At 64.8% G+C, this 13,406-nt stretch carries 11 protein-coding genes; 10 read left to right on the top strand and 1 reads right to left on the bottom strand.

Translation table 11 applies throughout. The features are described from left to right. Positions 1 to 107 precede the first annotated feature (107 nt). The 5 genes from nirB (at position 108) to cynS (ending at position 6,165) form a co-directional block, all read left to right on the top strand. Entirely contained in the window at positions 108 to 2,549 is a 2,442-nt protein-coding gene (nirB, locus tag J5474_RS01700; protein WP_209358702.1) for a nitrite reductase large subunit NirB, read from the top strand. After that, positions 2,546 to 2,890, top strand: a complete 345-nt coding sequence (gene nirD / locus J5474_RS01695; protein WP_209358700.1) for a nitrite reductase small subunit NirD — start codon at positions 2,546 to 2,548, stop codon at positions 2,888 to 2,890. The genes nirB and nirD overlap by 4 nt, the downstream gene beginning before the upstream one ends. A gap of 171 nt (positions 2,891 to 3,061) precedes the next feature. Next, positions 3,062 to 3,904, top strand: coding sequence for a formate/nitrite transporter family protein (locus tag J5474_RS01690; protein ID WP_209358698.1), 843 nt, complete (start codon positions 3,062 to 3,064; stop codon positions 3,902 to 3,904). Positions 3,905 to 3,964: 60 nt separating this feature from the next. Then, positions 3,965 to 5,680 carry a bifunctional protein-serine/threonine kinase/phosphatase gene (locus tag J5474_RS01685; RefSeq protein WP_245216183.1) on the top strand — a complete coding sequence of 572 codons (1,716 nt, stop codon included), beginning with the start codon at positions 3,965 to 3,967 and terminating at the stop codon, positions 5,678 to 5,680. A gap of 17 nt (positions 5,681 to 5,697) precedes the next feature. Continuing rightward, positions 5,698 to 6,165, top strand: a complete 468-nt coding sequence (cynS, locus tag J5474_RS01680) for a cyanase (RefSeq protein WP_209358696.1) — start codon at positions 5,698 to 5,700, stop codon at positions 6,163 to 6,165. Positions 6,166 to 6,201: 36 nt separating this feature from the next. Here cynS and J5474_RS01675 read toward each other — a convergent pair whose 3' ends face one another. Next, on the bottom strand, positions 6,202 to 6,819 hold the full coding sequence (locus tag J5474_RS01675) for a class I SAM-dependent methyltransferase (protein ID WP_245216182.1): 618 nt from the start codon (positions 6,817 to 6,819) through the stop codon (positions 6,202 to 6,204). Between the two features lie 328 nt (positions 6,820 to 7,147). Here J5474_RS01675 and J5474_RS01670 point away from each other — a divergent pair, with 328 nt between their 5' ends. The 5 genes from J5474_RS01670 (at position 7,148) to J5474_RS01650 (ending at position 13,405) form a co-directional block, all read left to right on the top strand. Beyond that, positions 7,148 to 8,821 carry a thiamine pyrophosphate-dependent enzyme gene (locus J5474_RS01670; protein ID WP_209358694.1) on the top strand — a complete coding sequence of 558 codons (1,674 nt, stop codon included), beginning with the start codon at positions 7,148 to 7,150 and terminating at the stop codon, positions 8,819 to 8,821. 128 nt (positions 8,822 to 8,949) lie between these two features. Continuing rightward, positions 8,950 to 9,975, top strand: coding sequence for a LacI family DNA-binding transcriptional regulator (locus tag J5474_RS01665; protein WP_209358692.1), 1,026 nt, complete (start codon positions 8,950 to 8,952; stop codon positions 9,973 to 9,975). A 132-nt stretch (positions 9,976 to 10,107) separates the two neighbouring features. Further along, positions 10,108 to 11,412 (top strand): ABC transporter substrate-binding protein, encoded by a 1,305-nt coding sequence (locus J5474_RS01660; RefSeq protein WP_209358689.1) that lies wholly within the window; start codon positions 10,108 to 10,110, stop codon positions 11,410 to 11,412. Positions 11,413 to 11,526: 114 nt separating this feature from the next. Next, positions 11,527 to 12,393, top strand: a complete 867-nt coding sequence (locus J5474_RS01655; RefSeq protein WP_209358687.1) for a carbohydrate ABC transporter permease — start codon at positions 11,527 to 11,529, stop codon at positions 12,391 to 12,393. 181 nt (positions 12,394 to 12,574) lie between these two features. After that, positions 12,575 to 13,405 (top strand): carbohydrate ABC transporter permease, encoded by an 831-nt coding sequence (locus tag J5474_RS01650; RefSeq protein WP_209358685.1) that lies wholly within the window; start codon positions 12,575 to 12,577, stop codon positions 13,403 to 13,405. Position 13,406: the final 1 nt, after the last annotated feature.

Below are 13,406 nucleotides of genomic sequence, written 5' to 3'. Positions count from 1 at the left end.
GCTGCTTGTCCGCTCCCAGAGGGGGCCGTCGAGCGCGGGTCCATCCGCATCTGACCGAATTTGCCGCGACCCGCACCGCCGGTGTCGCTTGATACCGGAGGGACATCATGTCCAAACAGAAACTTGTCATCATCGGAAACGGCATGGCGCCGGGCCGGATGCTGGAGCATCTCTTCGAGGCCACCGAAGCGTTCGATGTGACGATCTTCAACGCCGAGCCAAGGGTGAACTACGACCGCATCATGCTGTCGCCGGTGCTGTCTGGGGAGAAATCCTTTGACGACATCGTGATCCATGACGACGCATGGTACGCGGAGCATGGCATTACCCTGCACAAGGGCGAAAAGATCGTGCACGTGGACCGCGCGGCACGCAGGGTCCGCTCCGAGGGCGGGATCGAGGCGCCTTACGACAAGCTCGTGTTCGCCACCGGCTCGACTCCATTCATCATCCCCGTGCCGGGCCACCAGCTGAAGGGCGTCTGCGCCTACCGCGACCTTGCGGATGTCGACCAGATGAAGGCTGCGGCAACGCAGGGCGGCCGCGCGGTGGTCATCGGCGGTGGCCTGCTGGGCCTCGAGGCTGCGGCGGGGCTGCGAGCGCAGGGCATGGACGTGACCGTCCTGCACCTGATGCCAACACTGATGGAGCGCCAGCTGGACCCGGCGGCGGGCTACCTGCTGGAGAAGGAGCTGGCCGGGCGCGGAATCGAGATCCGCTGCAAGGCCAACACCAAGGCCATCCACGGCGAGGGCCGCGTGGAGGCGGTGGAGCTGGAGGACGGCACCATGCTCGAAGCATCGCTCGTGGTGATGGCCGTGGGCATCCGGCCCAACGTGGCGCTGGCGCAGTGCTGCGGTCTGGAGGTGGGGCGCGGCATCATGGTGGGCGCCGATATGGTGACCTCCGACCCCGATATACTGTCGGTCGGCGAATGCGCCGAGGTCGACGGCATGGTCTACGGTCTCGTGGCGCCGCTCTACCAGATGGCGCGAGTCGCGGCGGCGACGCTGAGCGGCGGGCAGGGGGCCTTCCGCCACAACGAGACACCGACAAAGCTGAAGGTCACCGGCGTGAACCTCTACTCCGTGGGCGAGTTTGGCGAAGACCCGGCGCTGGAGGACATCGTGCTGCGCGATGCCCGGCGCGGCACCTACAAGCGCATCATCCTGCGTGACAACCGGGTCGTCGGCGCCGTGCTCTATGGCGATGTGGCGGACGGGGCGTGGTACAACGAGTTCCTCAAATCCGGCGAGAGTGTCGAGGACATGCGCGAGACCCTGATCTTTGGTCAGGCGCATCAGGGCGGGGTGGCGGCGGACCCTCTGGCGGCCATCGCAAACCTTGGCGACGATGCGGAAATCTGTGGCTGCAACGGTATCTGCAAGGGCCAGATCGCGCAGGCGATAACCTCCAAGGGGCTGACTTCGCTGGGCGAGGTGCGGGCCCATACGAAGGCCTCCGCCTCCTGCGGGACCTGTACCAACCTCGTCGAAGGGGTGATCGCGCTGACATTGGGCGACGCCTTCGAGAAGAAGGTGGAGGGCATGTGCGCCTGCACCGACCTGGGCCACGGCGACGTTCGCATCCTGATCCGGTCGAAGGGGCTGAAGTCCATCCCCGCCGTCATGCAGGAACTCGAATGGAAGACGCCAGAGGGCTGCGCCAAATGCCGCCCCGCGCTGAACTACTACCTCGTGTCCGAGTGGCCCGGCGAATACATCGACGACCAGCAGAGCCGTTTCATCAACGAACGCGTGCACGCCAACATCCAGAAGGACGGGACGTATTCGGTGGTGCCGCGCATGTTCGGTGGTCTGACCACGCCGGACGAACTGCGCGCCATCGCGGATGTGGCGGACCGTTACCAGATCCCCACGGTGAAGGTCACCGGCGGCCAGCGCATCGACCTGCTGGGCGTGAGGAAGGAGGACCTGATCCCGGTGTGGAAGGACCTCAACGAGGCGGGCATGATCTCGGGCGCGGCCTATGCCAAGGGGCTCAGGACGGTGAAGACCTGCGTCGGCACCGACTGGTGCCGCTTCGGCACGCAGGATTCCACCGGCCTCGGCGTGAAGCTGGAAAAATACCTCTGGGGATCGTGGTCTCCGGCAAAGCTGAAGCTGGCCGTCACCGGCTGCCCGCGCAACTGCGCAGAGGCCACCTGCAAGGACATCGGCGTGATCTGCGTCGATAGCGGCTACCAGATCGTCTATGGCGGCGCGGCGGGCCTGCACATCCAGGGCACGACCGAGCTGGGACTTGTCAAGACCGAGGAGGAGTGCATTCGCACCATCGGCGCGCTGACGCAGTACTACCGCGAGACGGGTTTCTACCTCGAACGCATCTACAAGTGGGCCGATCGGCTGGGCTACGACCACATCCGCGCCGTCGTTTTCGACGATCGGCAGCAGCGTAACGCCTATGCCGACCGCTTCGAGCACTCCCAGACCTTTGCGCAGGTCGATCCCTGGGCCGAGCGCGTGCAGGGCGCGGAGGCGCATGAATTCAAACCCATGGCAGACCTGACGCTGGAGGCCGCAGAATGAACGCCGAAGCCATCATCACCTTCGCCAGAGTCGAGTCCGACTGGCGGCTCGTCGGCCGCATCGAGGACATCCCCCGCCAGGGCGCGCGTTGCGTCAAGACCGGCGAAATGACCGTCGCGGTCTTCCGCACCTCCGACGACAGGGTCTTCGCGATGGAGGACCGCTGCCCGCACAAGGCGGGGCCGCTGTCTCAGGGCATCGTGCACGCGGGCTGCGTGACCTGCCCGCTGCACAACTGGGTGATATCGCTGGAAAACGGCAGGGCCCAGGGCGCGGACGAAGGCGCCACGCGGACCTTCCCGGTGAAGGTCGAGGACGGCAGCGTCTACCTGAAACTCTGATCCCCGGCGCGGGTAGAGATCGGATCACCCGCGCCGATCCCCCACGCCGACCACCGGCACTGTCAATGCCCGCCCCCGGCAAGACCTTTGCCGGGGGCCGGGCTCCCCTTGGCCGGGCTTCCGGCTCATCCATGCCCCGAAGGGCACCCAATATCCGAAAGGACCGACCCCATGTCATACGTCATGCCAAAGGAATTCGCGGCCAAGATGGTCGACGCCGGCGAATCCAAGATATTCATGTCCACCAAGGACACGCTCATCCGCGCCTTCATGGCGGGTGCAATTCTCGCGCTGGCCGCCGCCTTTGCCGTCACCATCGCGGTGCAGACGGGCAACTTCCTCGTCGCCTCGCTGCTCTTCCCGGTGGGCTTCTGCCTGCTTTACCTGATGGGGTTCGACCTGCTGACCGGCGTCTTCACCCTCGCGCCGCTGGCGGTCCTCGCCAAGCGTCCCGGCTGCACCTGGAAAGGCGTCTTCCGCAACTGGGGTCTCGTGTTCTGTGGCAACTTTGCGGGTGCCATGACCACCGCGATCCTGATGGCCGTGGTGTTTACCACCGGGTTCTCCGCCGAACCGAACGCGGTCGGGCAAAAGATCGGCTCCATCGGTGAGGCGCGCACGCTGGGCTACGCCGCCGCCGGGGGCGCGGGCCTGCTGACCGTCTTTGTCCGGGCGGTCCTGTGTAACTGGATGGTGTCGACCGGCGTCGTGGCGGCGATGATGTCCACCTCCACCTCCGGCAAGATCATGGCGATGTGGATGCCGATCATCGTCTTCTTCTACCTCGGGTTTGAACATTCCATCGTGAACATGTTCCTGTTCCCGAGCGGGATCATCCTGGGCGGCAACTTCACCTGGTTCGACTACTTCGCCTACAACGAGATCCCCGTCGTTCTGGGCAACCTCGTGGGCGGCCTGACGTTTGTCGGCGGCATGATCTACGCCACGCACTTCCGCGAAAGCCCGAAGCGCAACTCCACGGCGACGGACGCCTCCGCCACCCCGGCCGAATAAGCATGGCACAGGGCCCTGCCGGGCGGCGGCGGGGCCTTCCTCATTTCCGGAGATCAGAAAATGCCGAAGGACACCATGGATACGCTTGCCGTTTCTGTCGGGCAGTATTCTTCGGCCGGGTGCAAACCGGAAAACCAGGATTTCCACGGGGTCACCATCCCCGATGACGGGAGGCTTGCGCTGAAGGGCGTGGTGCTGGCGGTGGCGGATGGCATCTCCTCCAGCCGGGTCAGCCGCGATGCCGCGGAGATCAGCGTGCGCGCCATGATGACCGAGTATTACGACACGCCGGAGGTCTGGACCGTGCGCACCGCCGCCGAGACGGTTCTGAAGGCGACAAATGCCTGGCTGCACGGGCAGAACGCCTCTGTCGGAGACGTGAATCTCGGGCGGGTCTGCACGCTGTCGGCGCTGGTGTTGAAGGGGCGGCAGGGCCATGTGCTGCACGTAGGCGACAGCCGGGTGTCGCAGCTGACCGGTGCCTCGCTGGAGCCGCTGACAGAGGACCACCGCGTGGTCCTATCGGCGCAGGAAACCTACCTTGGCCGGGCCATGGGGGCGGAGGCCGGGGTCGCGATCGACTACCGGCAGATACGGCTGGCGGTCGGCGATGTCTTCGTGCTGACCACGGATGGTGTGCATGAACACGTCACGGGCCGCGTGGTGGCGGAGGCGTTGCGTCTGCCCGGCCTTGATGCGGCGGCCGAAGCAGTAGCGCACGCGGCGCTGGAGAATGGTTCTGACGACAACCTCACGGTGCAGATCGTCCGGGTGGAGGGGTTGCCCCCCGAGGGCGAGGCGCTGGAGACGGAAATGGCCCGCCTGCCGGTGCCGCCCTTGCCGAAAGCGGGCGCCGTGCTGGACGGTTTCAGTATCCTGCGGCCGCTGCACTCGACCGCGCGCAGCCATGTCTTCCTCGCCGAGGGACCAACTGGAAAGGTGGCGCTGAAGGTGCCGAGCCTCGAGATGGCACAGGACGCCGCCTACCTGAGGCGCTTCGCGCTGGAAGAATGGATTGCGCGGCGCGTGCGGTCCAGCCACGTCGTCGGCGCCGTTCCCGCCATCGGGCGCACGGCGCTCTATGTCGTGACGCAGTGGGTGGAAGGCGTGACGCTCCGCCAGTGGATGGTCGATCATCCGCAGCCCTCGCTTGATGCGGTGCGCGGCATCGTGGCGCAGATCGCCAGCGGCCTGCGCGCGCTCCATCGGCGCGAAATGATCCATCAGGATCTGCGCCCCGAGAACGTCATGATCGACGCGGACGGCACGGTGACGATCATCGACCTCGGATCGTGTTACGTTGCCGGGGTGGAGGAGGCCGCGCCCGGCACGCTGCCGCATATGCCCGGAACCTACCAGTACACCGCGCCGGAATACCTCTCGGGCGATGCGGGTTCCGTCCGTTCCGACCAGTTCGCGCTGGGCGTCGTCGCCTACGAAATGCTGACCGGGCGACTGCCTTACGGGGCAGAGGCGGGGCGCATCGCCTCGCGGCGCGATGCCATGCGCCTGACCTACCGGCCCGCGCGGGCCGCCGACAACGCGGTGCCCGACTGGATGGACGCCGCGCTGAAACGGGCGCTCTCGCCCGACCCCATTCTGCGCTACCCGGCGCTTTCGGAATTCGTGGCGGAACTGTCGCGCCCCGGAACCGCATACCGCGCCGACCGTCACGTGCCATTGGCCGAACGCAACCCGCTGCGCTTCTGGAAGGGCGTGGCGGGGCTGCTCGCCGCGCTTTGCATGGTGCTGATTTCGCTTTTGATCCAACCCTGAACAGGAGGCCCCTGACCATGAAAGACCTGATGACGGCTGACTATCTCGAAAAGGAAGACGCAACCGCCCTGATTCTCGCGGCAAAACGCCGGATGGGCCTGAGCTGGGAGAGCATGGCGGAGAAGATCGGCATGTCGCCGGTCTGGACGCATTCCGCCTGCATGGGGATGAATGCCTTTCCGCGGGAAAAGGCGGAGGCGCTGGCTGCGCTTCTCGACCTGCCGGAAACGGCGGTGCCCGCGCTGGTGGAAAGCCCGACCAAGGTTTGGGCGCAGACGGTGCCCACCGATCCCTGCATCTACCGCTTCTACGAGGTGGTGGGCGTCTACGGGCCCACCTTGAAGGCGCTGATCCAGGAAGAGTTCGGCGACGGCATCATGTCCGCCATCGACTTCGACATGTCGGTGACACGCATCGCCAACCCTAAGGGCGACCGGGTGGAGGTGAAGATGTCCGGCAAGTTCCTTGGCTACAATTCCTGGTAACAGGCCGGATCGAGGTAGGTGGCCGGGGCAGGGGCGTTAGCGCTTCCCTGTCCTGTGCGCGAGCCAGACGGTGGCGCCGCCGCAGGCACCATCGTTTTCTATGTGCCGCAGGACGCCGAAACCGTGTGCCAGAAGCAGGCTGCGGTACTCGGCACTGTCGAGGCTGGCGTGATAAAGCGGCTCGCCCCTGAAGTCGCCGATCACCTCGTCACACTCCGTGCCGCTCGTGAACATCAGCGGGGCGCCGGGACGGCAGAGCGCCGCGTAGACGGCGAACATCCGGCGCTGGTCCTCCGGGGGCAGGTGAAAGGCGCTGTGCCATGCCACGATCCCGTCGAAGCGGCCCAGCGGCGGCAAGGCCCGCATATCGGCCTCCACCCATTTGTGCCCGGGGAAACGCTGCCGCGCCGCGCAAAGCATGGCTGGCGCGGCATCCACGCCGCATATCCGACACCCGTTGGCGATCAGATAGTCCGCCACGGGTACGCCGGACCCGCACCCGAGGTCGAGCACCCGCGGGGAGCCGCACGGCAGGACAGCCAGAAACCTGTCGAGCCACGCTCGTTCCAGCACCCCCGCGCCGCGCAGGCCGCCCCAGGCGGAGGCATTCCTCTGGTAAAGGCCGATCACCGCGTTTTTCGCGTCTTCGGGCATCGTCTCTCTGTCGAGGGTCTGATCGAGGCTGGCGCTTCGAGGTTCTGCGCCTAGGCATCGTATCGCGTTGGATCGTTAACCGGAAGTCCGGCCCGAGGGTGGTGCCGGGTGGAGGAACTGAGGGGGGGGGCTGCCCGCACCCGTCTGCGGCGGACTCCCCCGAGGTATTTAAGGAACCACGCAGACAAGTTGGTGGCTTTGCATGGGTCTGATTGCGGATAATTGGACGTGTCGGAGGGTGGCCGGTTCGCTGGGGCCGCTGTGGCCGATTGCGCTCCGCCGCCGGACGGGCAATGGTATACCAGAATGGCAATGCGGGGAGACGGCAATGGGTGAGCGGCATGGCGGGCGGCTGTTGGTGGAATGCCTTGTGGCACTGGGGGCGCGGAAGGCCTTCGGCGTACCGGGAGAGAGTTACCTGGCCGTGCTCGACGCGCTGCACGATACCGGCGGCGCGCTGGACTTCGTGCTTTGCCGCAACGAGGGCGGCGCGGGCTTCATGGCCGCAGCCTGGGGCAAGCTGACGGGACAGCCGGGCATCTGCATGGTCACGCGCGGGCCAGGAGTCACGAATGCCTCCATCGGCATTCATACTGCGATGCAGGATTCCGTACCCATGCTGGTCTTTGTCGGGCAGGTGGGCACCGACATGAAGGGGCGCGAGGCCTTTCAGGAGGTCGACTACCGCGCCGTTTATGGCACCATGGCAAAGTGGGTGACAGAGATCGACCGGGTTGAACGCATCCCCGAGATCGTCAGCCGGGCCTGGACAACGGCGGTCAGCGGTCGCCCCGGGCCGGTGGTCGTCGCTCTGCCGGAGGACATGCTGTCGTCGCTCACCGAGACGCCTGCCATTGCCGGTCCAGTCCGGATCGCACGCCCGGCGCCCGATGCGCAGGCGGTGGTGGAGGCGCGTGACCTGCTGGCGAAGGCGGAGCGGCCGCTGATCTTCTTCGGCGGTTGCAACTGGGCCCCGGAAGGCCGCGCGGCGCTCAGGCGCTTTGCGGAGGAAAACCACGTCCCTGCAGTGGCGGTGTTCCGCTACAACGACATGATGGACAACCGCTCCGCAGCCTTTGCTGGGCACGCAGGGGTGGGGATGTGGCCGTCGACCCGCAAGCTGATCGAGGACGCCGACGTGATCCTCGCTGTCAATGTCCGTTTCGGCGAGAATTCCACCGGCGGATACAGCCTGCTGCAGGTGCCCGACCCGGTGCAGAAGATCATCCACGTTCATGCCAGCGACCTGGAGATCGGCAAGGTCTACCGCCCCGTGCTGGGCGTGCAGGCGGACCCTTCGGCCTTCATGCAGGCGCTTTGCGACACAGACGGGGCGGGTCGTGCCGAAGACAACTGGTTCCGCAGCGCGAAGGCGGCGTTCGAGAAGGGATTCGACCTGCCTGCGCAGCCGTCTCCGGTAGATATGGGCGTCGTGGTCCGCCATCTTGAGGGCGTGCTGCCCGAGGACGCGATCCTGACCAACGGCGCGGGGAATTTCGCAGTCTGGCCGGGGTATTTCTTCCGCTTCGGCGAGGGTCAACGACTGTTGGCGCCGCAGTCGGGGGCCATGGGATACGGCCTCCCCGCGGCGGTGGCGGCGAAGGTGGCCGATCCGGCGCGTACAGTTGTCTGCTTTGCGGGAGACGGCGATTTCCAAATGAATTGTCAGGAACTGGCCACCGCGCGGCAGGCCGGGGCGACGCCGATCGTCCTTGTTCTGAACAACGGCATTTACGGTACGATCCGCGCCCATCAGGAGCGTCACTATCCCGGACGGGTGTCCGGCACTTCCATGGTTTCTCCAGACTTTGCCACCTTTGCCCGTGCCTACGGAATGCACGGAGAACGCGTTGAACGGACGGAGGATTTTGCTGCCGCCTTTGACCGGGCGCTGGCCTCCGAAACCGGCGCGGTGCTGGATCTGGATATCTCCGAAGAGGCGCTTACTCCGCGCGTTACCCTTAGCCAGATGCGCGCGGCGGCACAGAAGACCGGAAAGTGAGCGGTCACTGATCGCGTGAAGGGTGTCCCGCGAAGCAAGTTGATTTTTTCCGCGCGACAATTCACGGTAAAGCCCATGGCAAGGAATGAGGTCGTCACGTCGACGTGGCGCGAAGAACGGATGCGCGCATGAGTGACGTGAAGATAAGAAATATGGAGGAATTCGCGGCGCTTTCCGGCATCTCGCGGCCGACCGTCTCGAAGTACTTCCACGACCCCGAAAGTGTGCGCCCCTCGACCCGCGCCCGGATCGAGGCCGCGCTGGAGCAATACGACTACCGGCCGAACATCTTCGCCATCAACCAGAACCGCAAGCAGACGAAGACGGTGGGCATCCTCGTGCCCTACCTCGCTGATCCGGTGTTTGCCGAATTCGCCCGCAACATCGAACAGCGCTGTGTCGACATGGGCTACCGCCCGACGATCTTCTCCGCCCATGGCGAGCAGGAGACGGAGAACGAGATCCTCGAGAACCTGCGTGCGCAGAAACCGGCTGGTGCGTTGCTGGCGCCTTTGGGGCGGGCTTCGGATGTCGCGGCAGTAAAGGCCTTCTGCAAGGATGTGCCCACGGTGCTTTTCGATTCGATCCTGCCCGACGTGGGCATGGCCTTCATCGGGTCGGACAACCCGCAGTTCACCCGGCTGATCGTTGACTACCTCTGCCGCACCGGAGAACCGCCCTGTTTCTTCGAGATGAAGACCCCGACCAACCCCAATGCCCGCAAGCGCCGACAAAGCTACCTGGACGCGATGCAGGCGCTGGGGCAGGAGCCGCAGGTGTTCAGCGTCGACGGCGCCGACTGGCACTTCGAGGAGATCGGGCGGCAGGGCGGCCACCAGGTGCTGCGCTCCGGCGAGATGAAGACCAACACCGTGCTGTGCTCCAACGACCGGCTCGCAATCGGTTTCCTGACCGCCTGCTACGAACTCGGCCTGAAGGTCGGCCGCACCGAGGATTGCGCGATTCGCGTTGCGGGGCAGGACGATCATCCGTTTTCGCGCTATACCTGTCCGCCCCTCACAACCATCGCGCAAGACTACGACAGCGTTTCACGCGAAGCGGTCGCCACCTTGTTCCGCGCCATCGAAGGCGAGGATTTTCCTTATTCGATTAAGCTGTTCGAGGGAAAACTTGTCATGCGGGAGTCCGCATGATGCCGCACGCTACCAACCGTTTTTTCTGCGAGTGCAAAGTAAGAATTTATCGCGCGTAAAAATTATATTGACGTCGCGACATATCCCCGGCTACGGTCCATTTGTCACATCTGTACCAAAGGGAGGAGCCGGATGTACCTTCGTAACGCACTTCGTGCGGCGACTGCGCTCGCGCTGATAGCAGGCGCCACGCACGCTGAAACCATTACCATTGCCACCGTGAACAACGGGGACATGATCCGCATGCAGGGTCTGTCCGACGAGTTCACGGAAAAGACCGGGATCGAGGTCGAGTGGGTCACACTCGAGGAGAACGTCCTGCGCCAGCGCGTGACGACGGACATCACCACCAAGGGCGGTGCCTTCGACATCATGACCATCGGCATGTACGAAACCCCGATCTGGGGCAAGAACGGCTGGCTGGTTCCGCTGGACGATCTTTCGGAAGAGTACGACGCCGAGGACATCCTGCCCGCGATGGCCGGCGGCCTGTCCTATGACGGCACGCTCTACGCCGCGCCGTTCTACGGCGAAAGCTCGATGATCATGTACCGCACCGACCTGATGGAGCAGGCCGGTCTGGAGATGCCGGCAAGCCCGACCTGGGAATTCATCCGTGAAGCGGCGGCCAAGATGACCGACCGCGACGCCGAGATCAACGGCATCTGCCTACGTGGCAAGGCCGGCTGGGGTGAGGGCGGCGCCTTCATCACCGCGATGTCGAACTCCTTCGGCGCGCGCTGGTTCGACGAGGACTGGAACGCCCAGTTCGATAGCGAGGCGTGGAAGGAAACGCTGACGTTCTTCTCCGAGATGATGAACGAAAGCGGTCCGGCGGGCTATGCCACCAATGGCTTCAACGAGAACCTCTCGCTGTTCCAGCAGGGCAAGTGCGGCATGTGGATCGACGCCACCGTGGCGGCGTCCTTCGTGACCAACCCGAACGACTCCACTGTGGCGGACAAGGTGGGCTTCGCCCTCGCGCCGCACAAGGACGGCGTCGAGAAGAACGGCAACTGGCTCTGGGCATGGGCGCTGGGCATCCCGGCGGGTACCCAGAAGGTCGACGCCGCGAAGCAGTTCGTCGAATGGGCAACCTCGAAGGACTACATCGAACTGGTGGCCGGGAAGGAAGGCTGGGCAAACGTTCCCCCGGGCGCGCGCACCTCGCTTTATGAGAACCCCGAGTACCAGAAGGTGCCCTTCGCGCAGATGACGCTCGACTCGATCCTCTCGGCCGACCCGAAAAACCCGACGGTCGACCCGGTGCCCTACACCGGCGTACAGTTCGCGGCGATCCCGGAATTCGCGGGCATCGCCACCGAAGTGAGCCAGGAGTTCTCGGCCGTCTATGCCGGCCAGCAAACGGTCGACGAGGCGCTGGAGAAGGCGCAGGCGATCACGAACGACGCCATGGAAGCCGCGGGCTACCGCTGATCTTCCTCCCGGGGCCGGGGAGCGGCACGTCTGCCCCCCGGCCTTTCTCAACCCAAAGATACAGATAACCTCGAAGGCGGGCCAAAAGACCCGTCAACAGGAAGGAAGCCTCCGATGGCCACCCAGCATTCCCGCTCGGCCGCCCGGCTGATGATGGCCCCGGCCGTCACCCTGCTGCTCGGCTGGATGCTCGTCCCGCTCGCCATGACACTGTATTTCTCCTTCAAGAAATATCTGCCGCTCCGCGGCGGCGATCTCGGCTGGGTGGGCTTCGAGAACTACGTGCGTTTCGTCACATCCTCCGCCTTCTGGCCCTCGATCCAGACCACTCTGGTCATCGTCGGCGGCGTGCTGGTCATCACCACGGTCCTCGGTGTGGCGCTGGCGCTGCTGCTGGATCAGCCGATGTGGGGGCAGGGGCCCGTACGCATCCTCGTGATCGCGCCCTTCTTCGTGATGCCCACCGTTTCCGCGCTGGTCTGGAAGAACATGTTCATGGACCCGAACTACGGCCTGCTTGCGGATCTCTGGCGCGCCTTCGGGGCGGAGCCGGTGCAATGGCTCAGCCAGGCCTCAGTGCCCTCGATCATCATGATCGTGGCGTGGCAGTGGCTGCCCTTCGCGACGCTCATCCTGCTCACCGCCATCCAGTCGCTCGACAGCGAACAACTGGAGGCGGCAGAGATGGACGGCGCCCCGTCGCCCAAACGTTTCTGGTACATCATCCTGCCGCATCTCGGCCGCGCCATCTCCGTGGTCATCCTGATCCAGACCATCTTCCTGCTGGGCATTTTCGCCGAGATCTTCGTCACCACCGGGGGCGCCTTCGGCACCAAGACGCTAACCTACCTGATCTACCAGCGCGTGCTCGAAAGTCAGAACGTCGGCCTGGGCTCGGCGGGTGGCGTCTACGCGATCATCCTCGCCAACATCCTCGCCATTTTCCTGATGCGTATCGTGGGGAAGAACCTTGACAACTGATCGCCCGAACCGCCCCGCAGAAACCCGCTCCACACCAACGCTCCGCGCTCCCTGCTTCTTTGGTTTCCAAATACCTCGGGGGTGCGGGGGCAGAGCCCCCGCCCGGTCGACGCGCGCCGCGGCATTCCCAACGAATGCCCGCGACGCGCGCCGAAACACCTCAGCCGAAAGGACCTGAGCCATGGCCCGTTCCGTCACCACCAGACGCAAGGCGTTCAACACCGCCGTCGCATGGGCGATCGGCCTGCTGATCTTCTTTCCGATCCTCTGGACCATCCTGACCTCGTTCAAGACCGAGGCGCAGGCCATCGCTGACCCGCCGGTATTCCTGTTCTTCGACTGGACGCTGGAAAACTACGGCGTCGTCATGGAGCGCTCCAACTACGCCAAATTCCTGTGGAACTCGATCGCCATCGCGGGCGGCTCGACGCTGCTTGGGGTGCTGATCGCGGTTCCGGCTGCCTGGTCCATGGCCTTCGTGCCCTCGAAGCGGACCAAGGACATCCTTATGTGGATGCTCTCGACAAAGATGCTCCCGGCGGTCGGCGTGCTTTACCCGATCTACCTCGTGTTCATCAAACTCGGCCTCCTCGACACGAAGTTCGGCCTGATCGTTGTGCTCATGCTCATCAACCTGCCGATCATCGTCTGGATGCTCTACACCTATTTCCGCGAGATCCCCGGCGAAATCCTCGAAGCCGCCCGCATGGACGGCGCAGGCCTGAAGGAAGAGATCATCCACGTGCTCACGCCTATGGCGCTGCCGGGCATCGCCTCAACGGTACTGCTCAACCTGATCCTCGCCTGGAACGAAGCCTTCTGGACGCTGAACCTCACGGCGGCGCAGGCTGCGCCGCTCACGGCTTTCATCGCCTCCTACTCCTCGCCCGAGGGGCTGTTCTTCGCGAAACTCTCGGCGGCCTCCACCATGGCCATCGCGCCGATCCTCATCCTTGGCTGGTTCAGCCAGAAACAACTCGTGCGCGGCCTGACCTTTGGCGCGGTGAAATAAC

The sequence above is a fragment of the Sagittula salina genome (genome assembly GCF_017813235.1).
GTDB lineage: Bacteria > Pseudomonadota > Alphaproteobacteria > Rhodobacterales > Rhodobacteraceae > Sagittula > Sagittula salina.
Note: the sequence above shows the minus strand (reverse complement) of the source record. Positions and strands in the feature narration are given on the sequence as shown.

What these genes read in the sequence shown, in the direction of transcription:
- nirB (WP_209358702.1), top strand. Translation starts at nt 108, where the DNA reads ATGTCCAAACAGAAACTTGTCATCATCGGAAACGGCATGGCGCCGGGC.
- J5474_RS01660 (WP_209358689.1), top strand. Translation starts at nt 10,108, where the DNA reads ATGTACCTTCGTAACGCACTTCGTGCGGCGACTGCGCTCGCGCTGATA.
- J5474_RS01685 (WP_245216183.1), top strand. Translation starts at nt 3,965, where the DNA reads ATGCCGAAGGACACCATGGATACGCTTGCCGTTTCTGTCGGGCAGTAT.
- J5474_RS01675 (WP_245216182.1), bottom strand. Translation starts at nt 6,819, where the DNA reads ATGCCCGAAGACGCGAAAAACGCGGTGATCGGCCTTTACCAGAGGAAT.
- J5474_RS01690 (WP_209358698.1), top strand. Translation starts at nt 3,062, where the DNA reads ATGTCATACGTCATGCCAAAGGAATTCGCGGCCAAGATGGTCGACGCC.
- J5474_RS01655 (WP_209358687.1), top strand. Translation starts at nt 11,527, where the DNA reads ATGGCCACCCAGCATTCCCGCTCGGCCGCCCGGCTGATGATGGCCCCG.
- cynS (WP_209358696.1), top strand. Translation starts at nt 5,698, where the DNA reads ATGAAAGACCTGATGACGGCTGACTATCTCGAAAAGGAAGACGCAACC.
- J5474_RS01650 (WP_209358685.1), top strand. Translation starts at nt 12,575, where the DNA reads ATGGCCCGTTCCGTCACCACCAGACGCAAGGCGTTCAACACCGCCGTC.
- J5474_RS01670 (WP_209358694.1), top strand. Translation starts at nt 7,148, where the DNA reads ATGGGTGAGCGGCATGGCGGGCGGCTGTTGGTGGAATGCCTTGTGGCA.
- nirD (WP_209358700.1), top strand. Translation starts at nt 2,546, where the DNA reads ATGAACGCCGAAGCCATCATCACCTTCGCCAGAGTCGAGTCCGACTGG.
- J5474_RS01665 (WP_209358692.1), top strand. Translation starts at nt 8,950, where the DNA reads ATGAGTGACGTGAAGATAAGAAATATGGAGGAATTCGCGGCGCTTTCC.